At 60.7% G+C, this 24,756-nt stretch carries 26 protein-coding genes; 15 read left to right on the top strand and 11 right to left on the bottom strand.

Going from position 1 to position 24,756, the window contains the following annotated elements:
• Window positions 1-3: 3 nt before the first annotated feature.
• From AC1DYF_RS09590 to AC1DYF_RS09580, 3 genes are read left to right on the top strand one after another with little or no spacing between them, the layout of a single operon-like run.
• Window positions 4-513 carry a TadE/TadG family type IV pilus assembly protein gene (locus AC1DYF_RS09590; RefSeq protein WP_477876485.1) on the top strand — a complete coding sequence of 170 codons (510 nt, stop codon included), beginning with the start codon at window positions 4-6 and terminating at the stop codon, window positions 511-513.
• The gene (locus AC1DYF_RS09585) at window positions 513-1,106 is read left to right on the top strand and encodes a TadE/TadG family type IV pilus assembly protein (RefSeq protein ID WP_477876484.1); all 594 of its coding nucleotides are present in this window, start codon (window positions 513-515) and stop codon (window positions 1,104-1,106) included. Before AC1DYF_RS09590 ends, AC1DYF_RS09585 begins: the two co-directional genes overlap by 1 nt.
• Window positions 1,107-1,116: 10 nt before the next feature.
• Window positions 1,117-1,470, top strand: coding sequence for a VOC family protein (locus AC1DYF_RS09580; RefSeq protein WP_477876483.1), 354 nt, complete (start codon window positions 1,117-1,119; stop codon window positions 1,468-1,470).
• Between the two features lie 31 nt (window positions 1,471-1,501).
• Here AC1DYF_RS09580 and AC1DYF_RS09575 read toward each other — a convergent pair whose 3' ends face one another.
• Genes AC1DYF_RS09575 through AC1DYF_RS09565 form a run of 3 tightly spaced genes read right to left on the bottom strand, consistent with a single transcriptional unit; the run spans window position 1,502 to window position 3,986 of the window.
• Window positions 1,502-1,987 (bottom strand): GNAT family N-acetyltransferase, encoded by a 486-nt coding sequence (locus AC1DYF_RS09575; RefSeq protein WP_477876482.1) that lies wholly within the window; start codon window positions 1,985-1,987, stop codon window positions 1,502-1,504.
• A 5-nt stretch (window positions 1,988-1,992) separates the two neighbouring features.
• Window positions 1,993-2,439 (bottom strand): DNA polymerase III subunit chi, encoded by a 447-nt coding sequence (locus AC1DYF_RS09570; protein ID WP_477876481.1) that lies wholly within the window; start codon window positions 2,437-2,439, stop codon window positions 1,993-1,995.
• 47 nt (window positions 2,440-2,486) lie between these two features.
• Entirely contained in the window at window positions 2,487-3,986 is a 1,500-nt protein-coding gene (locus tag AC1DYF_RS09565) for a leucyl aminopeptidase (RefSeq protein WP_477876480.1), read from the bottom strand.
• A gap of 497 nt (window positions 3,987-4,483) precedes the next feature.
• On the opposite strand from AC1DYF_RS09565, the gene AC1DYF_RS09560 reads away from it, so the two are divergent.
• The 7 genes from AC1DYF_RS09560 (at window position 4,484) to AC1DYF_RS09530 (ending at window position 13,006) form a co-directional block, all read left to right on the top strand.
• A complete protein-coding gene (locus tag AC1DYF_RS09560; protein WP_477876479.1) occupies window positions 4,484-5,662 on the top strand; it encodes an LptF/LptG family permease in 1,179 nt (392 codons plus the stop codon).
• The gene (gene lptG, locus AC1DYF_RS09555) at window positions 5,659-6,747 is read left to right on the top strand and encodes an LPS export ABC transporter permease LptG (protein ID WP_477876478.1); all 1,089 of its coding nucleotides are present in this window, start codon (window positions 5,659-5,661) and stop codon (window positions 6,745-6,747) included. Before AC1DYF_RS09560 ends, lptG begins: the two co-directional genes overlap by 4 nt.
• A complete protein-coding gene (locus AC1DYF_RS09550) occupies window positions 6,747-9,146 on the top strand; it encodes an LPS-assembly protein LptD (protein WP_477876477.1) in 2,400 nt (799 codons plus the stop codon). The genes lptG and AC1DYF_RS09550 overlap by 1 nt, the downstream gene beginning before the upstream one ends.
• Window positions 9,147-9,227: 81 nt before the next feature.
• Window positions 9,228-10,184, top strand: a complete 957-nt coding sequence (locus AC1DYF_RS09545) for a SurA N-terminal domain-containing protein (protein ID WP_477876476.1) — start codon at window positions 9,228-9,230, stop codon at window positions 10,182-10,184.
• A gap of 2 nt (window positions 10,185-10,186) precedes the next feature.
• The gene (pdxA, locus tag AC1DYF_RS09540) at window positions 10,187-11,212 is read left to right on the top strand and encodes a 4-hydroxythreonine-4-phosphate dehydrogenase PdxA (protein ID WP_477876475.1); all 1,026 of its coding nucleotides are present in this window, start codon (window positions 10,187-10,189) and stop codon (window positions 11,210-11,212) included.
• Window positions 11,199-12,029 (top strand): 16S rRNA (adenine(1518)-N(6)/adenine(1519)-N(6))-dimethyltransferase RsmA, encoded by an 831-nt coding sequence (gene rsmA, locus AC1DYF_RS09535; RefSeq protein ID WP_477876474.1) that lies wholly within the window; start codon window positions 11,199-11,201, stop codon window positions 12,027-12,029. Before pdxA ends, rsmA begins: the two co-directional genes overlap by 14 nt.
• Window positions 12,030-12,094: 65 nt before the next feature.
• Window positions 12,095-13,006, top strand: a complete 912-nt coding sequence (locus AC1DYF_RS09530; RefSeq protein ID WP_477876473.1) for a DMT family transporter — start codon at window positions 12,095-12,097, stop codon at window positions 13,004-13,006.
• A 227-nt stretch (window positions 13,007-13,233) separates the two neighbouring features.
• Here AC1DYF_RS09530 and AC1DYF_RS09525 read toward each other — a convergent pair whose 3' ends face one another.
• From AC1DYF_RS09525 to fabD, 8 genes are all read right to left on the bottom strand, one after another.
• Window positions 13,234-13,941 carry a hemerythrin domain-containing protein gene (locus tag AC1DYF_RS09525; RefSeq protein WP_477876472.1) on the bottom strand — a complete coding sequence of 236 codons (708 nt, stop codon included), beginning with the start codon at window positions 13,939-13,941 and terminating at the stop codon, window positions 13,234-13,236.
• 217 nt (window positions 13,942-14,158) lie between these two features.
• Complete coding sequence (gene gmk / locus AC1DYF_RS09520) at window positions 14,159-14,806, bottom strand: guanylate kinase (RefSeq protein ID WP_477876471.1); 648 nt, start codon at window positions 14,804-14,806, stop codon at window positions 14,159-14,161.
• A 21-nt stretch (window positions 14,807-14,827) separates the two neighbouring features.
• A complete protein-coding gene (locus AC1DYF_RS09515; RefSeq protein WP_477876470.1) occupies window positions 14,828-15,715 on the bottom strand; it encodes a YicC/YloC family endoribonuclease in 888 nt (295 codons plus the stop codon).
• Between the two features lie 33 nt (window positions 15,716-15,748).
• On the bottom strand, window positions 15,749-16,933 hold the full coding sequence (mltG, locus tag AC1DYF_RS09510) for an endolytic transglycosylase MltG (protein ID WP_477876469.1): 1,185 nt from the start codon (window positions 16,931-16,933) through the stop codon (window positions 15,749-15,751).
• A 98-nt stretch (window positions 16,934-17,031) separates the two neighbouring features.
• On the bottom strand, window positions 17,032-18,294 hold the full coding sequence (gene fabF, locus AC1DYF_RS09505; RefSeq protein ID WP_477876468.1) for a beta-ketoacyl-ACP synthase II: 1,263 nt from the start codon (window positions 18,292-18,294) through the stop codon (window positions 17,032-17,034).
• 112 nt (window positions 18,295-18,406) lie between these two features.
• Window positions 18,407-18,643 (bottom strand): acyl carrier protein, encoded by a 237-nt coding sequence (locus AC1DYF_RS09500; RefSeq protein WP_477876467.1) that lies wholly within the window; start codon window positions 18,641-18,643, stop codon window positions 18,407-18,409.
• A gap of 323 nt (window positions 18,644-18,966) precedes the next feature.
• Entirely contained in the window at window positions 18,967-19,704 is a 738-nt protein-coding gene (gene fabG, locus AC1DYF_RS09495) for a 3-oxoacyl-[acyl-carrier-protein] reductase (protein ID WP_477876466.1), read from the bottom strand.
• Window positions 19,705-19,743: 39 nt separating this feature from the next.
• Window positions 19,744-20,691, bottom strand: coding sequence for an ACP S-malonyltransferase (gene fabD, locus AC1DYF_RS09490; RefSeq protein ID WP_477876465.1), 948 nt, complete (start codon window positions 20,689-20,691; stop codon window positions 19,744-19,746).
• 169 nt (window positions 20,692-20,860) lie between these two features.
• Here fabD and AC1DYF_RS09485 point away from each other — a divergent pair, with 169 nt between their 5' ends.
• The 5 genes from AC1DYF_RS09485 (at window position 20,861) to AC1DYF_RS09465 (ending at window position 24,540) form a co-directional block, all read left to right on the top strand.
• Window positions 20,861-21,907, top strand: coding sequence for an aldo/keto reductase (locus AC1DYF_RS09485; protein WP_477876464.1), 1,047 nt, complete (start codon window positions 20,861-20,863; stop codon window positions 21,905-21,907).
• Window positions 21,907-22,251: an immunity protein Imm33 domain-containing protein gene (locus AC1DYF_RS09480; protein WP_477876463.1), complete on the top strand. Its 345-nt coding sequence runs from the start codon at window positions 21,907-21,909 to the stop codon at window positions 22,249-22,251. The genes AC1DYF_RS09485 and AC1DYF_RS09480 overlap by 1 nt, the downstream gene beginning before the upstream one ends.
• A gap of 83 nt (window positions 22,252-22,334) precedes the next feature.
• A complete protein-coding gene (locus AC1DYF_RS09475) occupies window positions 22,335-22,637 on the top strand; it encodes a type II toxin-antitoxin system RelE/ParE family toxin (RefSeq protein ID WP_477876462.1) in 303 nt (100 codons plus the stop codon).
• On the top strand, window positions 22,638-23,039 hold the full coding sequence (locus AC1DYF_RS09470) for a helix-turn-helix domain-containing protein (protein ID WP_477876461.1): 402 nt from the start codon (window positions 22,638-22,640) through the stop codon (window positions 23,037-23,039).
• A gap of 73 nt (window positions 23,040-23,112) precedes the next feature.
• Window positions 23,113-24,540 carry an ArnT family glycosyltransferase gene (locus AC1DYF_RS09465; protein ID WP_477876460.1) on the top strand — a complete coding sequence of 476 codons (1,428 nt, stop codon included), beginning with the start codon at window positions 23,113-23,115 and terminating at the stop codon, window positions 24,538-24,540.
• Window positions 24,541-24,756: the final 216 nt, after the last annotated feature.

Genomic DNA, 24,756 nt, shown 5'->3' with positions numbered 1-24,756 from the left:
GGCATGCGGATCTTTCGACGTTTCATCACCAACAGAAAGGGCAGCGCAGCGATCGAATTCGCTATCCTGGCGCTGCCTTTCATGGTGCTGATCTTCGCCATCATCGAGATTGCGCTGATGTTCTTCATCGATTCAGGCCTCGATGCAGCGCTCCACAAGACAGTGCGACAGGTGCGTGTCGGCACGGCCAAGAATGCCTCGTGGAGCCTTGCGACCTTCAAGAGCACGCTGTGCGGCCAGTTGAGCTATTCTTTTTCCTGCAGCAGCAGCCTGCTGGTCCGCGCCGTCGTCGTTACCGATATGTCGTCGGTGTCGAAAACCAATCCGATCGTCAACRGCCAGCTCAGTGTGAGCGAAAACTTCAATATCGGCGGCTCCGGCGACTACGTGCTCGTCCAGGCCTTTCTGCCCTACGATCCCGTGCTGAAGCTCTACACGTTCGCCGGCGGGCGGCTGAATGACGGCCGCTACGTGCTGGGCGCGGCCGAACTCTTCAAGAACGAGCCCTTCTGATGCCGAAGCTTTTCCATAATCGCAACACGTGTGCAAAGAGCCGCCTGCGGCAGATCTGGGGCAGGCTTGCCCGCGACCGGCGCGGCGTGTCGGCGGTCGAGTTCGTGCTGATCTTCCCGCTGCTCGTCGGCCTGCTCGCAGGCACGGTCGATTTCGGGCAGGCGCTGATGGTGTCGCGCAAGATGGACCAGATCGTCAGCACGTTGGGCGATATGGTCTCGCAGAAATCGGCATGGACCACGTCCGATCTCGACGCGATCGTCACCGGCACGGCAACGATCATCCAGCCATTTGACAGTACCAACCTGCAGATCCAGATGACGGTGCTGGATGTGGCCACCAATCTCACCACCACGGTCAACTGGGCGCGTGCCTATCACACCACGGCGCTCACCAAGGGTTCTGCTTCACCGGTGACCATCCCCACCAATATCGCCGAGGCGGGCGTGCAACTGATTGCGGTGAAGGCTACCTATTCACTGACCACGCCGTTTTCCAGCCTGCTGAAACCGGTGACCGGCGTCACATCCTACTCCTACAGCAAGACCTATATCATGCGGCCACGTGTCAAGGACACGATCACGCTGAGCTGAGGCCGGGCCGATGGCAGTGCTTCGCATCGTCGCCAATTTTCAAGCCGCCGATCCGGGCGCGGCGCGACGGTTCTATGGCGAGATTCTCGGCCTGGATCCGGTCATGGATCACGGCTGGATTGTCACCTATGCGGCGGGCGGCAACATGGTGCCACAGGTGAGCTTCGCCCGGGAAGGCGGATCGGGGACGCCGGTGCCGGACCTTTCCGTCGAGGTCGACAATCTCGATGAGATCCACCGGCGGATGATCGATGCCGGTTTCGAGATCGCCTATCCTGTCACCGCCGAGCCATGGGGTGTGCGGCGTTTTTTTGTCAAAGACCCCTTCGGGCGGTTGGTCAATATTCTCCAACATGAAGGCTGAGTTGGTCCAACTGCTCGGCACTGAAGCAAGACTACAGAAATTTCTCCATATCATAATTGTGCATCTGCGCGCCGCGCATGATGAAATCCTTGCGGCCGAGATTGACGAAACCCTTGTGATCGAAAAACGGCTGGGCGAATTCGCTTGCCTCGACGAACAGGCGTTTCAAATTCCAGGCGCGCGCCTGCACTTCAAGCTGGTCGTAGAGGCGTGAGGCTGCACCGGTGCCGATCGCTTCGGGCAGGCAGAACAGGTGGTCGATATGGCCGGACCGCTCGACGTCGCCGTAGGCCACCGGCCGATCATCGCGATCGGTGGCCAGTAGCAAGCAGCGTCCGTCGGCTGCCTTGCGCTCGTAAAATTCGGCCGGCGGCGGAAAGATCGCCCATGCCTCGACCTGTTCCCGGCTATAGCTGCGGCACGCCACTTCACGGACGGCGCGATAGAAGATGTCTCCCAACAGCGGCGCATCTTCAGGCCGGTATGGCCTGACCTGCAGGTGCCCATTCCCGGCCATGGCGCCTATGCCTTCTTCTCCCAGCGCCCGTCCTGGTTCTGCTGCCAGTAGGAGAGTGAATGGCCCTCGCCTTTCAGCTTCTTCCATTGGCCGCGCGCCAGCGTCAGCTGGGCCTCGTCATGACCGTCGAACATGAAAACCACGCGCTGGTAGGCGGAAAGATCGGGCGGCTCGGCGCCGTCGACAAGGAAGCGGACATCCGCCCGGTTGGAGTTGCCGTCATCGCTGACGATGAGTATCGGTTGCTCAGTTTCAAACGGCTCGCCGGCTTTTCCATGCGGCAGAAAGCTTTCCGGGCGCCAGGTCCAGAGATGATTGTCGAGGAAGGTCGAGCGCTCCGTGTCAACCGTCTGCACTGCCACGCGCCAGCTGCGCTCGATACTCTTTTCGAGCAACCCCGGTAGCGCGTCCTCGACCCGAGTTTCGGTCAAATGGTAGAAGAGGATGTCCACGGCGTTCCGTCCACCTGCCATTGGCCGCCGCTACGTTGCGGGGACAATCAATTCTCGTAGTAGCTCCTGATTAGCTCATCGAGCAGGCGGACGCCATAGCCGGTGCCCCAGGACGTGTTGATCTCGTCATTCGGTGCGCTCATCGCCATCGAAGCGATATCGAGATGCGCCCAGGGCGTGTTGCCGACGAAGCGCTTGAGGAACTGGGCGGCCGTGATGGCGCCCGCCTGGCGGCTGCCGCCGGTATTCTTCATGTCGGCGAAGCGGCTGTCGATCATCTTGTCATATTCGCGGCCGAGAGGCATGCGCCAGAGCCGCTCATGCGCCGTGATGCCGGAGATCAGCAAGTTGGCAGCCAGCGTGTCGTCATTGGTGAACAGGCCGCCGTGATAGGCGCCAAGTGCGACGCCGATCGCGCCGGTCAGGGTCGCCAGATCGATCATGAAGGCGGGCTTGAAACGGTCGTTGACATACCAGAGGGCATCGGCAAGCACGAGCCGGCCTTCGGCGTCGGTGTTGATGATCTCGATCGTCTGCCCCGACATCGAGGTGACGATATCGCCCGGACGCTGGGCATTACCGTCAGGCATGTTCTCGACGATACCGATCACGCCCACCGCATTGACCTTGGCTTTGCGCGCGGCAAGCACCTGCATCAGGCCGGTGACGGCAGCGGCGCCCGCCATGTCGCCCTTCATCTCCTCCATGTTGGCTGCCGGTTTGATCGAGATGCCACCGGTGTCGAAGACGACGCCCTTGCCGACGAAAGCATAGGGCTTATCCTTCGGCTTGCCCCCCTTCCACTGCATCACGACCAGCCGCGGCGGCCGGACGGAACCCTGCGCCACGCCAAGCAGCGCGCCCATACCGAGCCGGCGCATCTCCTTGTCGGTGAGAATCTCGACTTCGACGCCCAGCGGCTCAAGTTCCCTGACCCGGGCAGCGAATTCCGAAGGTCCAAGCACGTTCGGCGGCTCGTTGACCAGATCGCGGGCGAAGTTGACGCCTGTGGCGACAGCCTGCGCGGTCTCGAAAGCACGCTTAGCGAGAATGGAACCGCTGGTTACGAGCGTTACGCGCGCTGCCTTGCGATTGTTGTTTGCCTCGTCGCCGTCATCATGGCTGGTCTTGTATTTGTCGAAACGGTAGCTGCGCAACAGCATGCCGAGAGCGAAATCCGCCGTCGCCTTGGCATGGATGGCGCCCCCGGGAACGTCCATATAGACCGTTACCCGATCGGTCCCGTCAATCGCGGCGGCAACCACGCCGCCGAATTTCAGCCAGTCATGGGCAGTCAGTTCGGCAGCAGGGCCCAGCCCAAGCACGACGATGCGATCGGCCGGAGACTCGCCCGGGGCGATCAGGTCGAGCTTCGTCAGCTTCTTGGCCTTGAACTTCGCGACCCGCGCCGCCTTCTGCAGAGCCTCGCCGGCCCCGATCGCATCCGCACCGGATATCCCGTCACCGTCGGAAAATTTCAGCACCACGGCGGTTCCACCCGACAGACGGACAGAGCGCGCAAAAGAAATTTCGAACGGCGATGGCATGGGAGGCACCTAAGGATGAGAAATCAGCGAATCCAATCATCAACAATGCTTACGAGTTTGCAAGCGTCGATAGATCAAAAAGCGGTCCGAATGTCGAAACAAACTTGGGATTGCGCCGCATGGACGCCCGGTCGCCGCGCACTTCTTACCAAAAGACAATTCCCGTCCAATTTCCCGACAGGCTTCTCTGCTCGATATTGCTCGATGATATGAATTGGCGAAGAATATCCGCGTCGACGCCGCAGTCAGGCGCCGAATCGCGTATGGGCTAGGCTCGGTCCGCGGCAAGCCAGCCGCGGGGTCGAACAAGCGACTTCATGCGATACCTATTACATCTCCAAGTATAGGCGGCGCAATCTGCACCTATCACATCGCATCGGACGGAGCCAAATGTTTGCCGCAGCGCCCCTTGATCGGCAGCGGCAAAAGTGCCAAATCGCAAATTTGCCGCCTTCCTCGCGGAAGAGGCTGGTCGACCGTCGAATAATGGATGTTCTATGGCGCTGCTGGAATCCTATATATTCGGCCGGGTCTTCCGGATGTTTCTGATAGCGCTGGTCCCTGTGCTGGTCATCATCTGGACGACTCAGGTGCTGCAGCGCATCAACCTGGTCACCGACAGCGGCCAGTCGATCGGCTCTTTCGTGATGCTCGCCACCTATGTGCTGCCGACCATCATCCCCGTCGTCATCCCCTTTGCGCTGATCATCGGCGTCACGCAGACGCTGCAAACGATGAACAACGATTCGGAATCGGCGGTCATCGACAGCGCCGGCACACCGCGAAGCATCATCTACCGTCCGATCCTTTTCCTCGCGTCACTGCTCTGCGTCACCTCGTTCCTGATCGATAACTTCGTCGAACCGGAATCGCGCATCGGCATGCGCGAGACGATCGCGGCGACCTATGCCGACCTTCTCTCCACGGTGATCGAGGAGAAAGCCTTCCGGCGGATAGACGACAATCTCTATGTGCAGATTTCCGAACGCGTCCAGGGCCGCGTCCTCAAGGGCCTGTTCGTCGCCGACTCGCGCGACCCGCAATACGAGATGCTTTATTACGCACGTGAAGGCGCGGTCGACGACAAGGGCGGAACCTTGATCATGAAGGACGGCGAGATTCATCGCAAGGCGCCAGGCGGCACCGTCTCGATCGTCCATTTCGATTCCTATTCCTTCGATCTTTCAGACTTATCGGAAACGCGCGGACAGGCGCGGTTCCGCGCCAGCGACCGGACATTGAGCTTTCTCTTCAATCCCGACCCCAAGGATCCGGATTATCAGACCCGGCCGGGTGAATATCGCGCCGAACTGCACCGTCGGCTGACCGATTGGTTCTTCCCTATCACGTTCGCGCTGGCGGCGCTGTCGCTGGCCGGCGGTGCGCATTCGCACCGGGAGCGGATGGTGCACCCGCTGATCCCGGCGCTGCTCTTCGCCTTCGTCTTCCGCTGGATCAGCTTCTTCCTCGCCAACCGCATCGAGTCCCCGCATGCCTCGCCGGCGCCGCTTTATGTTTTCGTCGGCTCGGTGACGCTGCTGCTTGCCTTCGGCGTCTATCGCGCCACGTCTCAACTGAGGAGAGCCAGTCCGCTCCACAACATCGCCGACGGGATCGCGCAAGCGATCATGCGCCTGCGTGGCCCCCACCCGGATAGTGCGGGGGCAGCCCAATGATATCGGGAACGCTTTTCCGCTATTTCCTCAAACGCCACCTGATGACCATTTTCTGGTTCTTCCTCGGGGTGACGGCGCTCATCTTCCTGCTCGATTTCATCAACACGTCGGGCGCGCGCAGCAATATTCCCGGCTTCACCTTGCTCGACGCCTTCATCCTGACGACGATGCGGGTGCCGCTGATCCTGCAGCAGACCGTACCGTTCGTGATGCTGCTTGCCGGTATCACGACGCTGGTTTCGCTCAACCGCCGGCAGGAAATGGTCGTCACCCGCGCGGCGGGCATATCTGCCTGGCAGTTCATGATGCCTTTCGTCAGCGGCGCCGTCATCACCGGTCTGGTGGCGCTCTTCGTGCTCAACCCGCTTGCCGCCGCCGGTCAGCGCGCCGCGCAGCAAATCGATCTCGACAGCGCAGCCACCAAACCGCTCACCCGCCGCAACCAACCCATCCCCTGGCTCCGGCAGATCGTCGGCAGCGACGACGTGATCATCGGCGCCCAGACGGTGGCCGATGGGGGCACGTCGCTCAACGATGCGGTCTTCATCCACTTCGGACCGCAAAGCCGAATCGTTTTGAGACAGGATGCAGCCACAGCAAAATTAAAAGATGGTTACTGGCTTCTTACCAAGGTGACGGAAACCCGGCCCGGTCAAATCCCGGTTGTGGAGCCGACGGCGGAAGTCCGTACCAATTTGAAACGGGAGTTCGTCCAGGAACGGCTGACCGAGCCGGAGAGCGTTGATTTTCTCGACCTTCCGGCCAAGATCAGGGCCGCGCATTCGTTCGGCGTCTCAACCAATGCGCTAGAGACGCAGTTCCATTCGCTGATGTCGATGCCTTTCCTGCTCATTGCCATGACACTCATTTCAGCAACAGTGTCGTTAAAATTCAGTAGGTTCAATCAATCCCAGAGCATGATTTTGGGTGGCGTCGCAGCTGGCTTCGTGCTTTATGTGGTCAGTGTATTGGTGAAGGCGTTCGGAAGCAGCGGCGTTGTTCCTCCGTTCGTTGCTGCCTGGATTCCAGTGGTGGTCGCAATGTTCTTGGGGACGACACTCTTGCTGCATCAGGAGGATGGTTAGTGGCGGCAGGCGACCGCAAGACTGTGAAGAGGCTGCGGGCCGTTCTCCTGGCGGGGACGGCGGCGCTCGGCCTGTGCATATCCATGCCATACATGGCCTCGGCCGCTTCGCCGAAGCCGGTGACGACGGTTCCCGAAAACGCCAAACTCGAGCTGACGGCAGCCGAACTGGTCTATAACCGCGACAACAAGAAGGTCATCGCGGTCGGGGGCGTGCAGATCAATTACGGCGGCTACAAGCTGGTCGCCAAACGCGTCGAATATGACCAGAAGAACGGGCGCATGATGGCGTTCGGCGACGTCGAGATGATCGAGCCGAGCGGCAACCGTGTCTATGCCGACAAGGTCGATGTCACCAATGACTTCGCCAACGGCTTCCTCGAGGCGCTCAGGCTCGAATCGACCGACGATACGCGCGTCGTCGCAGTGAAGGGACGCCGCATCAACGCGGACCTGTTGATCCTGCACAAGGGCGTCTATACGGCCTGCGAACCCTGCCGCGAACATCCGGAAAAGGCGCCGCTCTGGCAGGTCAAGGCGGAGCGAATCATTGAAAACGGCAAAACCCATACCGTCCGGCTGGAGAGCGCGCATTTCGAACTGTTCGGCCAGCCAATCGCCTATATCCCGGTCCTGGAACTGCCCGACAGCACGGTGAAGCGCAAGTCGGGCTTCCTGTTTCCGCGCATGAGTTCGTCGCAGAATCTTGGCTTCGGTCTTGGCATTCCTTATTATCAGACGCTCGGCCCGCATGCGGACGCGACGTTGACTGTGATGGGCTATACGGCGCAGGGTGCGCTGCTCGATGCGGAGTTCCGCCAGGAATTCTGGGGCGGCGTCCATACACTCGAGGTCGCCGGCATCAACCAGCTCAACCGACAGAGGTTCACGCCCGATACATCCGACTACGAGGAGAAGCAACGCGTCGGCATATCTTCGACGGCGCAATTCGCCATCAATCCGCGCTGGACATTCGGCTGGAACGCGATGTGGCAATCGGACAACAACTTTGCCCGAACCTATTCGCTGTTCAACGCGACGGAAGCCACACAAACCAATCAGATTTATCTGACCGGTATCGGCCAGCGTAACTATTTCGACATGCGCTCTTATTATTTTGACGTCCAGGATGCTGATCCCAGCAATCTGGCGGAGAAGCAGCAGGCTGTCGTCCATCCGGTGATGGACTACAATTACATCAGCCCCAATCCGATTCTCGGCGGCGAACTCAGCGCGACGGTGAACTTCCAGAGCCTGACGCGCACAACCACCGACAAAGTCACCGATGTCAACGGCATCGATCTACTTCATCGTGATGATCGCTTTCCCGGTCTTGCTGGCACGTCGAGCCGTTTCACCACCAATGTCGAATGGCGGCGGACATTCATCGTGCCCGGCGGGCTGGTGCTGACCCCGATCCTCGGTGCCCGCGGCGACGGCTTCAGCCTCGGCACCAACGATCCGGGCAGAGACTATAGCGGCGACTATTACACCGGCACCGACGCCACGCGTTACATGCTCACCGCCGGCATCGAGGCGCGCTATCCGATCCTGCTGACGGCAGACGGTTCGAGTCACATCATCGAGCCGATCGTGCAGGTCTTCGCCCGCCCCAACGAGCAACTGGCCGGTGCCCTCCCCAACGAGGATGCACAGGCCTTCGTCTTCGATGCGTCGAACCTGTTTTCGGAAGACAAGTTCTCAGGCTATGACCGCGTCGAGGGCGGCACGCGCGCCAATGTCGGCTTCCGCTATACCGGCACCTTCGACAGTGGCTATACGATCCGCAGCGTGTTCGGACAGTCCTACCAGTTGGCCGGCCAGAATTCCTTCGCCAGCCATGATCTGGTCTATGTCGGTGCCGACTCCGGCCTGGAGACTGCAGTGTCCGATTTTGTCGGCGCCACCGGCATCGAGGCGCCCAACGGCCTTTCGGTGTCGTTCGGCGGCCGCGCGGACCAGAAGACCTTCGACATCCGCCGGACCGATTCGACGATCGGTTTCAACGGCAAGCGGGTACAGGCCGAACTCACCTATTCGCGCATCGCGGCGCAACCGCTTTACGGCTATCCAACTGACAGTGACGAAATCCAGTCTACCAGCAGCATCAAGATCAAGGACAATTGGACGGTCTATAGTTCCATGACTTGGGACCTGGACAAGAATATCATGAGCCGCCGCGGTTTTGGCATAGGTTATGACGACAGTTGCACCGTCTTTGCGATAGGCTTCAGCCAGACGAAGGACATCGCCGATACAACAGCCAATGACTGGCAAATCGGCGCCAGGCTTTCCTTCCGCACATTGGGCGACGTCAATGTCGGCGATCCGGCTTTGCCCGGCACGGTGGCTCTCGATTACCTGCCGGGCATGTCCGCCATCAACAATGCGCAGCAATGACATTGTTTTGCCGCAAGGAATGTGCAATTCCAGCAGCAAAAGGCGTATTGCGCCCACAATCCGGACTTTGAAGGGATGACGATGCTTGCGAAACCGGCCAAACTGCACCTGCTGATCGTCGGTGCACTCTGCCTGCTTCTCGCTTCGCTGGCCCTGCCGCGCATGTCGGTGGCAGCTGGCAGCGGCGACCAGATCAAGGCAATCGTCAACGGCATCGTCATCACCAACAGCGACGTCGCCAAGCGCATTAATTTCCTCAAACTCCGCCGGACGAAAGGCAATCTGCCGAAGCTGGCTGTCGATGAAATGGTTAACGAAGTGCTGATGCGCACTGAGATCATCCGCACCGGCACGTCGGTCAGCACCGACGAAGTCGATGCCGCCTTCGGACGTTTCGCCAAGAACAACAAGATGACCGAGGCCCAGTTGTCGATGATTCTCGACAAGGCAGGCATCGGAGTCGCGCATTTCAAGGGCTATGTCGGCGTGCAGATGAGCTGGCCGCGTACGGTCCAGAACCGCTTCGGCTCGAACGGCAACCGCATGACCCAGTCTCAGTTCATCGCCCGGCTGAAACAGGACAACGGCCAGAAGCCGAAGACGAACGAGTATTTCCTGCAGCAGGTGATTTTCGTCGTGCCTGAATCCAAGCGCGGCAAGATCGAGGCCAAGCGCAAAGCAGAGGCGGAAGCGTCACGGAAAAAATATCCGGGCTGTGCTCAGGCCAAAGCCTTCGCCGCCGGCTATCTCGATGTCTCCATCCGCGATATCGGCCGCATCCTTGAGCCGCAACTGCCCGATGCCTGGAAGGACGACGTCATCAAGGTGCCGCTCGGCGGCACCACATCGGTGAAGGTGACGGACAAGGGCATCGAATATCTGGCGGTCTGCAAGAAGAGGGAAGTATCGGACGATTTCGCCGCCCAGGTGATGTACGAGGCCAAGGACCTTCAGACCGCTGAAAAGGAAACGGGGGATCCGGACAGCAAGAAATATGTCGACGAGCTGCGTAAGAACGCCACGATTATCATGCGCTGACCATGGGCAGAGGCGATGGTGCATTGCTGGCCTTGTCGCAGGGAGACCCCGCCGGTATAGGGCCAGATATCACACTCCTGGCCTGGGCATTGCGCCGTGATCACGGTGTGCCACCATTCCTCTATATCGGCGATCCGAACGTGTTACGCGCCCGCGCAGCACGCCTCGGTCTGGAAATACCGATTGAGGAGACCGACAGCGCCAGTGCGGCTTTCGACCAAGCCCTGCCTTGCCTTCCTGTCGCCGCCGGTGCGCCGGTTGGCGCCGGCAGCCCCGATCCTGCGACGGCGACAGGCACGATCCGCGCGATCGAAACCGCTGTGGAACTGACAATTTCTGGCCAGGCCTCCGCGGTGGTGACCAATCCGATTGCCAAGTCCGTCCTCTACCAATCGGGTTTCCGCTTTCCGGGCCATACCGAATTCCTCGCCGATCTCGGTGCCAGGGCGTTCGGTCGCAACGTCATTCCGGTGATGATGATTGCCGGCCCCGCGCTCCGCACCGTGCCGGTCACCATCCATATTCCGCTCAAGGACGTGCCGTCGGCGCTGACCGAGGACCTGATCTACCAGACCGGCCGCATCGTCGCCCATGATATGAGGGCACGCTTCGGGCTTTCAGCACCGCGGCTCGCCGTCTCCGGCCTCAATCCGCATGCCGGCGAGAACGGTGCGCTCGGTCTCGAGGACGACGCCGTCGTGGCGCCGGCGATCGCGCGGCTACGCGCCGACGGCATCGACGTGGTCGGGCCACTGCCGGCGGACACCATGTTCCATGCGACGGCGCGTGCAACCTACGACGTGGCGATCTGCATGTATCATGACCAGGCGCTGATCCCCGCCAAGGCGCTGGGCTTCGACGATGCGGTCAACGTCACGCTCGGTCTGCCCTTCATTCGCACCTCGCCCGACCACGGCACCGCCTTCTCGCTCGCCGGCACCGGCAAGGCGAGGCCATCGAGCCTGATCGCTGCGCTGAAGATGGCGGCCGACATGGCCGAGAAGAGTTCCGCCGATGCCCGCGCTTGACGGCCTGCCGCCGCTGCGCGAGGTCATCGCCAAACATGGCCTGGACGCACTGAAATCGCTCGGCCAGAATTTCCTGCTAGATCTCAATATCACCCAGAAAGTCGCGCGCACGGCGGGCAAGATCGACGACGCGACGGTGGTCGAGATCGGTCCTGGCCCCGGCGGGCTGACGCGAGCGCTTTTGGCGCTCGGCGCCAAGCATGTCGTCGCCATCGAGCGTGACCGCCGCGCCGTGCCGGCTCTGGCGGAAGTCGGCGTGCATTATCCCGGCCGGCTGACGGTGATCGAAGGCGATGCGCTGGACATTGACCTTTCGCAGTTCAAGCGCGATGGCGAGCCGCTGAAGATCGTCGCCAATCTGCCATACAATATCGGCACGCAATTGCTGGTGAACTGGCTGACGGTGCCGTGGCCGCCGTTCTGGCAATCGCTGACGCTGATGTTCCAGAAAGAGGTCGGCGAACGGATCGTCGCTCAGGCAGATGACGACCATTACGGCCGGCTCGGCGTGCTCTGCGGCTGGCTGACGCATGCCGAGATGATGTTCGACCTGTCGCCGCAGGCGTTTACGCCGCCGCCGAAGGTAACCTCGACGGTGGTGCATCTCGAGCCGCGTGCCAATCCCCTGCCCTGTGATCTCGCCAAGCTGGAGCGCGTGACGGCCGCCGCTTTCGGCCAGCGCCGCAAGATGCTCAGGCAGAGCCTCAAACCGTTGGGCGGCGAACCTCTGCTGCAGCGTGCCGACATCGACCCGGCACGACGGGCCGAAACGCTGACCGTCGCGGAATTTTGCCGGATCGCAAATCTCCTGAGCTGACGGACACAGCATCGATGCTGGTTTTCGTATAGAAGCGTTCTGGCGCAATCCCGATGCGAGTCGAAATGAAGCCCCTCAAGTCTTCCATGACCGGAGACCTCGTACTCCTGCTGACGCTCTCGACGCTGTGGGGCGCCTCCTACACGTTCATCAAGATCGGCGTCGAAGCCATTCCGCCGGTGACCTTCATTGCCGCGCGTACGCTGATTGCCGGCTCGATCCTGATCGGCATGCTGCGGCTCAGAGGCCTTGCATTGCCGCGCGATCCGGCTGTCTGGCGGCGTTTTCTGCTGCAGGCCTGCCTCAACAGCGTCGTCCCCTTCACACTGATCGCATGGGCGGAACAGACGGTCGATGCCGGCCTTGCCACGATCCTGAATTCGACCACGCCGATCTTCACCTTCCTGCTGACCGTGTTGATCACCCGACATGAACCAGTGACCGGGCGCAAGATGTTCGGCGTCGCAGCCGGCTTGACCGGCATCTGCCTCATCATCGGCGTGGAAGCGCTCGAAGGCGTCGGGCGCGATCTCTGGTCGCAGCTGGCGATTCTTCTTGCCAGCCTCGCCTATGGTGGTGCCGCGATATTCGGCAAGAACTTCAAAGGCCTCGATCCGATGATGCCGGCCGCAGGGTCGATGATCTCCGGCGCGATCATCCTGGTGCCCGTCAGCCTGCTTGTCGATAGGCCATGGACATTGTCGCCGTCGACGGATTCTCTGCTTGCCTTGCTCGGTCTGTCGGTCTTCTCGACCGCGCTCGCATTCGCGATTTTCTTCCGGCTGATACAGACGCTCGGCTCGGTCGGCACCACTTCACAGGCCTATCTTCGCGTGCCGATCGGGGTTGGCATCGGCGTGGTGCTCCTCGGAGAGACCGTTTCGCAAACCGCCTGGATCGGCCTTGCCTGTGTCATCGCCGGTGTCGCGGCGATGACCTTGCCCGGTCGCAGACAAGCCGTGATACAGAAGTCCTGACAGGCGCATGATTTCAGCCGCCAGCTGCTCTAGCGGACCACGGAACCGAGCCATTCGACACCCGCCGAGACTGTCACGCAGGTCGGACGTGGAAGAAGGGCGACTGGGCAGCCTTGCGGCTTTTCCGGTATCGATGGAGGTATCAGGTCGCCGAAAGCTCGGCTGAGCACCAACCTTGGACAGTTGTCCCTGTTGGGGCAGCGATGGGGATTGCAAATGGCCATGGCTTACCCATCCAGTCCGATGCGGCGCGAAAGCTCGGCGAATTCAGCAGCACTCAGAGTCGGTCGGGCAGCGAGATCGATCACTGCGCTGAAAGCTTCCGGCGGGGCGGCGGCCTTCATGCCGCCGAGCAGATTGGCTCGCTCGTCGGGATTGGAGGCGGGGATCATCAGCCGCATATAGGCAATCGCCTTTTCCGGCGTTAGTGTCGCAACGATCTGCATCTCGATGTCTTCGAGTTCCGTGTCGGTAAACATCGAATGCAGCGTCGGGTTGGCGACGGTCTCTTCCTCGTGCATGTGTTCGAGGTCGTGGGCGATGAAGGCGCTGAAGCCGAGATAGAGCCGGCGACCGAGCGCCTTGCGCGCCCGGTTGTCTGCAGTCTCGATCACGCTCAGCAGTTCTTCGAGCTCGGCGAAGTCGCGCTCATGGCTGTCGTGCTGATCCTCGAGACGATCCACCTCTGCCTGCGCCTTGGCCTCCATGGCGCGATGGATATGGTCGTTCTCATGCTTGAGATGCGAGGCGCCGAGCATCATGACCAGCCGCATGTCGGCGAGAATGGAAGCAACGGTTTCGGGATTGCCGAAATCGCTGCTGCCAATGCGCATCAGCATTTCGAGTTGCGCCTTGCGCAGGCCCTTGTGGATCGAGCCATAGATATCCCAACGGCCGTTGAGATCGGGGGTATCGAGCGGAGAAATATGGGGCATTTTCTGGTTCCTCGATTGGAGTTGCCGGATGAGCGGAGTGTTCCGGATCGAGGAGGCTTCTAGGCGGAGCGCAGCGACGACGCATCCTAAATGCTTCTTAAGGTCGCTTTGGAAATCCTAAAAGATTGCTATGGAGGTTTCGAAAGCGAATAGCGAATAGCGAATAGCGAATAGCTGGCGCTGCCCGTCTATTCGCTATTCGCAAATAACTATTCGCTTATTCCATCAACGTATTGACAAAATCGAACAGCCCATACCGCCGGTCGCGCCTGAGGCGTTCAGCCTCGACGATGGCGCGGACGGCGCCAAAGGCGCGGTTGAGGTCGTCGTTGACCACCACATAGTCATATTCCCGCCAATGGGCGATCTCGGCGCGGGCATTGGTAAGCCGCGTGGCGATCACCGCGGCCGAATCTTCGGCGCGGCGGTTGAGGCGGGCCTGCAGTTCCGCCATGGTCGGCGGCAGGATGAAGACCGAGACGACATCTGCCGGCATTTTTTCCTGCAATTGCTGCGCGCCCTGCCAGTCGATGTCGAACAACATGTCTTCGCCGGCCGCCATGGCGTTCTCCGCCGGCTCGCGCGGCGTGCCATAGAAATTGCCGTGCACCTCGGCCCATTCGAGCAGGGAATCGCTCGACCGCAGGCGCTCGAACTCCTTGAGCGAGACAAAATGGTAATGCACGCCCTCGATCTCGCTCGGCCGCCTCTGGCGGGTGGTGACGCTCACCGACAGCCGCATGGACTGGTCGGCTTCGAGGATATTGCGAGCAATTGTCGATTTGCCGGCGCCGGATGGCGATGAAATGACCAGCATCAGGCCGCGACGCGCAATCGTCACGGCGTTCCCCTGCGGTTTGCCCATCCCCTACTCCAGATTTTGGCCCTATTCCAGATTTTGGACCTGTTCCCGAAACTGGTCGATCACCACTTTCAATTCAATGCCTGCCGCGGTGACCGCTGCACTGTTGGATTTAGAACAGATCGTGTTCGATTCGCGATTGAATTCTTGCGCCAGGAAATCGAGCTTGCGGCCGACCGGCCCGCCCTTGGCCAACAACTCCCGCGCCGCGACCACATGCGCCGTCAGCCGGTCGATCTCTTCGCGGATATCGGCGCGGGTGGCGAGCAACGCAACTTCAGTGTGCAACCGGTCTTGGTCGAGGCCGGACACAATGTCCATCAGCGAGGCGACCTGTGCGGCAAGCCGGGCGCGGATTTCGGCCGGCGAACGCGACGGATCTTTTTCGACGATCGCGGTCAGCCGCTCGATCGCATCGACCTGCGAGCGAAGCACGGCGTCGAGTGCCATGCCTTCCGCCTCGCGCATCCGGCGCATTGCCGCCGCCACGGTTTCGAGGCCCCGCATGATTTCCTGATCAAGCGCTTCGGTCGCTGCCGGATCGTCATCGACGTCACGGAAGTCGACGATACCGCGCAGGTTGAGCAATGTGTCCAGGCGGACCGGTGCGGGGTCGATCGCGCCTGCGAGCTTCTCGCGCAGCCCCAGAACCGCGTCGAGCGCGGCCTGATTGATCTCGGCCTGCACGCGCGCCTCGCCGGTCTGTATATTCAGGGTCGCCTGGATATTGCCACGGGCGAAATGCTGGCCGATGATCCGCCTTGCCTCGACTTCCAATCGCTCGAAGCCGCCCGGAAGCCTGAGCCGGATATCCAGCCCCTTGCCATTGACCGAACGCAATTCCCAAGCCCATTGATAACGGCCGCTTTGGCCGTCCAACCGGGCAAATCCGGTCATGGACTGTAGTGCCATGCTTTCCTGTCTCCGGCGCGCCTGATCAGGCCGCTAATTCTGAGGTGTCTCGGTATCGGTGTCGGTGCTGTTGTCGTCGGTCGTGGAACCGTCGTCGGCCTTCATTTTTCGGTAACGCTTGACGTTCTCATTGTGTTCCTCGAGCGTCGAGGCGAAAACGTGCCCGCCCGTACCGTCGGCGACGAAGTAGAGGTAGGTGGTATGCGAGGGGTTGGCGACGGCTTCAAGCGCTGCGCGGCCAGGATTGGCTATCGGTGTCGGCGGCAGGCCCTTGATCACATAGGTGTTGTAGGGCGTCTCCTTGCTGATCTCCGATTTCAGGATCGCCGCGTCGACGGGTTTGCCGTCGCCGCCATAGAGCCCGTAGATGATCGTCGGATCGGATTGCAGGCGCATGCCCTTCTTGAGACGGTTGAGGAACACGGAGGCGACCTGCGGCCGCTCGTCGGCCTTGCCGGTTTCCTTCTCGACGATCGAGGCGAGGATCAGCAGGTCTTCCTTCGTTTCGATCGGCAGGTCCTTGTCACGCTTGGCCCAGACCTCGTCGAGGATTTTCGCCTGTGCGGCCTTCATCTGTTCGACGATCGCAGCGCGCCGATAGCCGCGCGTGAACTTGTAGGTATCCGGGAAGAGGCTGCCTTCCGGCGGCAGATCGACCGGCAGGTCACCCTCGAGCACCGGATCATCCGCGATCTTCTTGAACATCTGCTTGACCGTCAGGCCTTCGGGCAGGGTCACGGCATATTGGATCGACTTGCCGGACTTCAAGAGTTCCATGATATCGAGCATCGAGGCATGCGCCTTGATCTCATATTCGCCATGCCTGAGCGCCCTGTTATCCAGCAGAAACTGGCTGACACCGTTGAAGATCCGTGCCTGGCTGACAATGCCCTTGCGTTCAAGGCCGGTACCGATCTCCTTGATGCCGGCGCCCTCGCGGACCATGAAGGTCGTATCGGCGTCGAGCGGCCCCGGCGCCTGGTATTCATGGAAGGCGTAGTAGACGAGCGCCACGGCGCCGATCGTCACCAGCGTCACCATGCTCATGACGAAATTCAGGAAAATGACCAATTGGCTGCGGGCCTCGCGCGAACGACGCGGCGGCGACGGCACCCTTTCCGGTCTCAAGGCTTCCCGTGGAGATTTCGGCAACAACCGGCCATTTTCGCCGGCAGCGCGCCCGAACTGACCATCATTGGCTTGGTTTGGATCGGTCACGGAAACCCTCAAATATCGAATTCTTACCGCGCGTCATAAAATCGCATTGCGGCAGAAACTGGAAGAGGCCGCGGGTCCAATCCCGCGGCCGATCATCATCAATTCACATAACGTTTCAACACCAATGACGCATTGGTGCCGCCGAAACCAAAGGAATTCGACAGCGCCACATCGACTTTGCGCTTGCGCGCCACCTTCGGAACCAGATCGATCGGCGTCTCAACTTCCGGATTATCGAGGTTGAGCGTCGGCGGCACGGCATTGTCACGGATCGCAAGCGTGGCAAAGATTGCCTCGATCGCGCCAGCCGCGCCCAGAAGGTGACCGGTGGCGGATTTGGTCGAGGACATCGATACATTGGCGGCATGGTTGCCGAGCAGCCGTTCGACGGCACCAAGCTCGATCGTGTCGGCCATGGTCGACGTGCCGTGGGCGTTGATATAATCGATATCGGACGCTTCGAGACCGGCGCGTTTCAGCGCCATGCGCATGCAGCGCTCCGCGCCCTCGCCGTTCTCCGATGGCGCCGTGATGTGATAGGCATCACCCGAGAGGCCATAGCCGACCACCTCGGCATAAATCTTGGCGCCGCGCGCCTTGGCGTGTTCGAGTTCTTCGAGCACGACGACACCGGCGCCCTCGCCCATGACAAAGCCGTCGCGGTCCCTGTCATAGGGACGCGAAGCGCGCTGGGGTTCGTCGTTGAAATCGGTCGACAGCGCCTTGCAGGCAGCAAAACCTGCTAGCGAGATGCGGCTGACCGGCGATTCCGTGCCACCTGCGACCATCACATCGGCATCGCCCAGCCCGATGAGGCGTGAGGCGTCACCGATTGCATGCGCGCCGGTCGAACAGGCCGTGACGACGGCATGGTTGGGTCCGCGCAACTTGTGGCGGATCGACACCTGGCCGGAAGCGAGATTGATCAGACGGCCTGGGATGAAGAAGGGCGACACGCGCCGCGGCCCCTTGTCACGCAATGTATAGCCGGCGTCGACAATGCCTTCGATGCCGCCGATGCCGGAGCCGATCAGCACGCCGGTGGCGATCTGATCCTCATCGGTTTGCGGATGCCAATCGGCGTCGCCGAGCGCCATGGTGGCCGCTGCCATCGCATAGACGATGAAGGCATCGACCTTGCGCTGCTCTTTGGGTTCCATCCAGTCGTCGGGATTATATGTGCCGTTGCTGCCGTCGCCGAACGGAATCCGGCAGGCGATCTTGGCCGGCAGGTCTTCGACCTCGAACTCCGTCACTCTGCGGGCGCCGTTCTTGCTCGCCAGCAAATTCGCCCAGGTGACTTCCGCGCCACAGCCAAGCGGGGTCACCATGCCAATGCCCGTGATGACAACACGTCTCATGGCCCACCTCCACCCTTACGCATTCTACCGTGCAGTCGTAGTTATGCAGTTCGCAGTTAGAGAACAGCCGGACGGGATCGTTTCCCGCCCGGCTGCAATGGATACGTCAAGATCAGGCTTGGGCCTTTTCGATGAACTTCACCGCATCGCCGACAGTGAGAATGGAGTCGGCGGCATCGTCCGGAATCTCCACGCCGAATTCTTCTTCGAAGGCCATGACGAGTTCGACGGTGTCAAGAGAATCCGCACCCAGATCATCGATAAAGCTGGCGCTCTCGGTCACCTTGTCGGCTTCAACGCCGAGGTGGTCAATGACAATCTTCTTCACGCGTTCTGCGACATCGCTCATAGCAGGTTCCTCGACCTTCGTCCTTCATGGCGCCCTGATGGCGCTACCGTTATATTTGACCGCTTCCCCCCTGAGGCGAGCCAGCGGCGGTTCCGTTTATCGCCTGCCAATGCCAAAATCCAGTCTAAACCGATTTTAATCATGCATCAGGCGAGCAAACGACTGCTCTCAGTCACTTGCGGCTTAACATGGTTTATTGCCCACGCAAAGCCAGAAAATGAGCCGTTCCCGGGTGTTCAACACCGAATTCCAACGGGTTCGGCCCATGGTTTTCGCGGCTGGCCCGAGGGCATACAGACCCCCCCGAAACCAACCGCAAATCGTCAAAGCATGGCCATGCCGCCGTTTACATGCAGCGTAAGCCCCGTGATGTAGGACGCCTCCGACGAGGCGAGGAAGGCGACCGCCGCGGCGACTTCCGACGCCGTTCCCATGCGTTTGGCAGGAATCTTCACCAGCAGGCCTTCGCGTTGCTTGTCGTTGAGCTTCTCCGTCATTGCCGATTCGATGAAGCCGGGGGAAACGCAATTGGCGGTTATGTTGCGGGTGGCGACTTCGGCGGCGAGCGCCTTGGTAAAGCCTTCCATGCCGGCCTTGGAAGCGACGTAATTGGCCTGACCCGCATTGCCCGTCGTGCCGACCACCGAGGAGATGTTGACGATGCGGCCATAGCGGCGCTTGAGCATCGGCGAGACGAATTCGCGCGTCAGCAGGAAGGCGGCATTGAGATTGATGTTGATGACCGCGTCCCAGTCCTCGTCGCTCATGCGCATCATCAGACCGTCGCGGGTGATGCCGGCATTGTTGACCAGGATATCGACGCCGCCCAGCGTGCTTTCGACATCCTGCGCCAGCGTCTTGAGCGCGGCGCGATCGGTTATGTCGGCCGTGAAGACATAAGTACGGTCACCAAGCTCGGCGGCAAGCGCGTCGAGCTTCTCGCGGCGCGTGCCATGCAGGCCGACCGTAGCGCCCTGCTTATGCAAAGCGCGGGCGATCTCCTCGCCGATGCCTCCGGAAGCACCTGTGACAAGTGCCTTGCGGCCGGTCAGATCAAACATGCTCATATCCTTGTCTTGATCAAATCCATCGGTGGGATGTCATGCATTCAATGTAGCCAGCGCGGCGTCGATATCGGCGGAGCCATTGACCGCAATACCGGTGACGTTTTTGTCGATACGGCGCGCTAGGCCCGTCAGAACCTTGCCGGCGCCGATCTCGTAGAGCGCTGTGACGCTGTTGCTGGCGAACCATTCCACCGTCTCGCGCCAGCGCACCTGGCCCGTGACCTGCTCGACGAGCAGCGATACGATTTCGGCCGCGTCCGTCACAGGTGCGGCACGGACATTGGCGATCAGCGGCACGACGGGATTCTTGACGCCGACATGTGACAGTGCTTCGCGCATCGCTTCGGCCGCCGGCGCCATCAGTGTCGAATGGAATGGTGCGGAAACCGGCAGCAGGATAGCCCGCTTGGCGCCCCTGTCCGTCGCCAATGCGCAGGCGCGGTCGACCGCTGCCTTTTCACCCGAAATGACGATCTGGCCACCGCCATTGTCATTGGCGATCTGACAGCTGCCTTCGGCGGTCGACGCACCGGCACAAGCATCTTCGACACCGGCGTGGTCGAGGCCAAGGATCGCCGCCATGCCGCCCTTGCCCGGCGGCACGGCCGCCTGCATGGCATTGCCGCGGATGCGCAGGAGGCGCGCAGTATCGGAGAGCGAGAGGCTGCCGGCCGCGCAGAGCGCCGAATATTCACCCAGCGAATGGCCGGCGACGTAAGAGACTTTGTCCTTGAGGTTCAGGCCGCGCGTTTCGAGCACGCGGATCGCCGCGATCGACACGGCCATCAGCGCCGGTTGCGCATTGGCGGTCAGCGTCAGCGTTTCCTCGGGGCCATTCCATATCGTGTCGGTGAGCTTTTCGCCCAGCGCGTCATTCACTTCCTCGAACACCGCGCGCGCTTCGGCATAGGTATCGGCAAGATCCTTGCCCATGCCGACAGCCTGGCTGCCCTGGCCGGGAAAAGTGAACGCAACCGCCATGAATGTCTCCCTCAAGGTTTTTGCTCTCCATTCACACAATCGCCCAGCCTGTCAAGCGCGGGCCGCTGAAAGCCACGGGTTTTCCGGCGGAAAGCCGCAGTAGACGCTCTTGCGCTGCAACAAAATCGGCATAGAGTGCCGCCGTTTCCCGCACTGCAAGGATTTTCCCATGAAATTCAATCCGCTTGGCCGCACCGGCATGCTTGTCTCCGAAATCTGCCTGGGCACGATGAGCTGGGGCAGTCAGAACAGCGAAGCGGAAGCGTTCGAGCAAATGGACTATGCCGTGGATCAGGGCATCAACTTCATCGACACGGCTGAACTTTATCCGACAACGCCTGCGACAGAAGAGAACCAGGGCTCGACCGAGATCTATATCGGCAACTGGATGAAGGCGCGGAGGAATCGCGACAAGATCATCCTCGCCACCAAGGCCAGCGGCCCCGGCCGGCCGCATATTCGCGGTGGCGTACCGCTCGACGGCAACGAAGTCCGCAGGGCGCTCGATCTCAGCCTTGGGCGTTTGCAGACGGATCATATCGACCTCTACCAGATCCACTGGCCCAATCGCGGCCATTACCACTTTCGCCAGGGCTGGAACTATCATCCGGAAAAGCATCCGCCGAAGGCCGAGATCGTCGCCAATTTTCGCGAATGCCTGGAAGCGCTCGGCGAGGCGGTGAAGGCCGGCAAGATCCGGGCCATCGGGCTGTCGAACGAAACGGCCTGGGGCGCCATGCAGTTCCTGAAATTGTCGGACGAGCTGGGTCTGCCGCGCATCGCCTCGGTGCAGAACGAATATAACCTGCTCTACCGGCCGCATGATCTCGACTTCGCCGAGCTCTCGCATCACGAGGATATCGGGTTGCTCGCCTATTCGCCGCTCGCAGCCGGTATTCTGACGGGCAAATATATTGGCGGCATCAAGCCGCCGGGCTCGCGCGCGTCCATCAACGGCGACCTCGCCGGCCGCCTGCAGCCGCTGCAGGAGCCGGCCGTGCTCGCTTATCGCGAGATCGCCCGCCGACATCAGATCGACTTGCCGGTGATGGCGCTCGCCTGGGCGCGGACGCGGCCATTCATGACTGCGGTGATTGTCGGGGCGACCAGTATGAATCAGCTGAGAACGGCGATTTCGGCCAAGGATGCGGAGATCGGACCGGAACTGATGAAGGAGATCAAGGCGGTGATCCGGCAATATCCGATGGCCATCTGATGACGATGCGGGATGAACAGAGAGCTGTTTGCAAAAGATTCAGCGTTGAGCCAGATTTTCCGGTCGTAGGCTCAACGGTGGGCGTTAGCGACAACGTTCGCAGCGGTGTTCCGCCCCTGAACGGCCTGAGGCATCCGGCTGAAAACGGAACGAATGGCTGGTACATCTGGGCGTCAGAAGATTTTCCAACTGAAGACGATGGTTTCAAGCCACTCCATATCGCGCATATTCCCGACTGGCTCCCTTCCGTTGAGCGATATTTCGCACTGCCACCCGGCTGGCGTTTCCTGATTGCTGACGGCTATGAAGACGTGTGGTACGACGGGAGGCTATTGACAACATAACGGCTTGTAGAGATATCCGATAGGGCCTATATTTTGTGAGATGGATCGTTCGAGAACACCCAGAGTTATCCAAGGAGCTTGAAGTGCTTGATGACGGTGTGGCCGACAAACTGTTCGAGGTCATAACTGTCCTTGCTGAGAAGGGCCCCGGTCTCGGAAGACCCTATGTGGATACGTTGGAAGGCTCGAAGCATAGCAATATGAAAGAAATCCGCTTCTCGCACGAGGGTGTTTGGCGCTTCGCCTTCGCTTTCGATCCCGAAAGGCAGGCAATCATTCTGGTCGGCGGCAATAAGCAGGGTATCGATCAGAAGAGGTTTTATCAGAACCTCATCCGGATAGCAGACCGGCGATTTGTGGATTGGTTGGAGAGGACGATGAGGTAGATGACGCGATATAAGGAATCTGACTTCAAGCTATTTTCTGAGCGCATTGCTGCGCTGCCCGAGGCTCGCAGGCGCGAAATTGAGGACGGCGCTCGGACGATCATGGAGCAGATGCATCTCGCCGAAGTTCGCAAAGCGCTGGACGTTACGCAGAAATCACTCGCCGAGAAGACGGGCATTAAGCAGGCGGAGCTGTCGCGGATCGAGAACAACATCGAGACCGTGCAGATCAAAACACTCGACCGCTATGTCACCGGCCTCGGCGGCACATGCAAGATCGTCGCCGAGTTTCCTGACGGCACGGTGGCTGAAATTCCGTTGCGCGCGGGCAAGCCGGTCAAGTCGCGGGTGAAGGTCGCAAGTCGACGCGAGCCGGCCGGCGAACTCGATATCGCATCCTGAGACACGGGCCGGTTGGCATAGCCACCGCATTCATGTATCGGGTCCGCGCATCCTAATCTCGCGGAACCTCCCGATGTCTGCCCGGTCCGGCCTTCTCATCATTCTCGCCATCACGCTCTGGCGCATCGTCCTCCTCAGGTTCGATGCGACGGATCTGTTCGTCGACGAAGCACAATACTGGCTTTGGTCGCAGCATCTCGATCTCGGCTATTATTCCAAGCCGCCGATGATCGCCTGGGTGATCCGGGCGGTGACGGCAGCGGCCGGATCGAACGACATTTTTTGGATCCGCATTTCCGGCCCGCTCTTCCACGCCGCGACCGCGCTGGTGCTGATGGCGACGGCGCGGCGTTTCGTCAGTCCTGCGATTGCCAGATGGACGGGCGTCATCTTCGTCACCGCGCCGGCCGTGGCACTGTCTTCGGTTTTCTTTTCCACCGACGATATCCTGTTGTTGTTCATCGCCATCGCGCTCTGGGCCTATTTCGGATTGACGGAGAGGCGCTCGGTCGGCCTGGCGATCCTGCTGGGGGCGGCGTTCGGCTGTGCTTTTCTGGCGAAATATGCGATCCTGTTCCTCGTGCCGGGCGGCATTGTCGCGTTCATCCTGATCAAGGAGGCGCGGATCGGCTGGCGCGATCTGGCAATCGCCGTTATCGTCTCCGCCATCGTTGCCGCACCAAATCTCTGGTGGAATCTCAGCCACAACAACACGACCGTTCGCCACACGCAGGACATTGCCCATTGGAACAGCCTCGGCGTCCATATCGGCGGCGGTGTCGGATTTTTCTTGGCACAGTTCGGCGTGGTCGGGCCGATCATCTTCTTCGCCATGCTCTGGGCCTGCTGGCGCATGGCCAAACACGAGAACGAGCCGCGTGAAAACATGCTGGTCTGGCTCTCCGTCCCCGTCGTGCTCCTGATCACACTACAGGCGCTGATCGCCAAGGCCTATGCCAACTGGGCAGTGACGGCTTACGTCGCCGGCACGATCCTGGCCGTCTGGCTGCTCGATCGCAAATGGCCGCGAGGGCTGCCGATTTCGCTGGCAATCGGCGGGATCGTCTCGGTGCTGTTTCCGGTCGCCACGATCTTTGCTCATGATCTCGTCCTGCCGAATGGCAGGGAAGCGCTGGAGCGTTTCCTCGGCCGCTCCGACGTCAGCCGCAAGGCGGGTGATCTGGCGAAGCAGGCTGGGCTCAACACGATCGTCACGGACAATCGCGATATCGCCGCCGATCTCTTCTATACGCTGCGCGATCGGTCGTTCCGGCTCTACGCAACGCCTCCTCAAGGTTTACCGAAGAATTATTATGAGCAGGAGCTCGCCCTGCCTGCCGGTTCGACGGGCGACGTGTTGCTCGTTACGCCTAGGCCGCCCACCTGTGGCAGCTCGCAGCCACAGGTGCTGGCGGCGTGGAACCCGGAAAGCGGCAACTATGAAGGGAAGACATTGCACGCCTACAAGATAGCGGCGACGTGCCTTGCAGCTAAGCCTTAAGATAATGCGGCTATTGAGGTACCCCTTGCTTTTGCCGCATTTGTCTGTATAAGCCCGCCACATCAAACATCCGGTCATTTGGCTGGTGGCTGTACGGAAGGCCGGTTTTGGCGACGAAACCGTTTGGAACCACAGGGTTCCGGCTTCCCGTGTCTCCGCTCTCGACCGTACCGAAAAAACGCTTTTCTTGCACCGCGGTTCGCGCCGCAACCTGAG

The sequence above is a fragment of the Rhizobium sp. P2_G9 genome (assembly GCF_056403475.1).
Note: the sequence above shows the minus strand (reverse complement) of the source record. Positions and strands in the feature narration are given on the sequence as shown.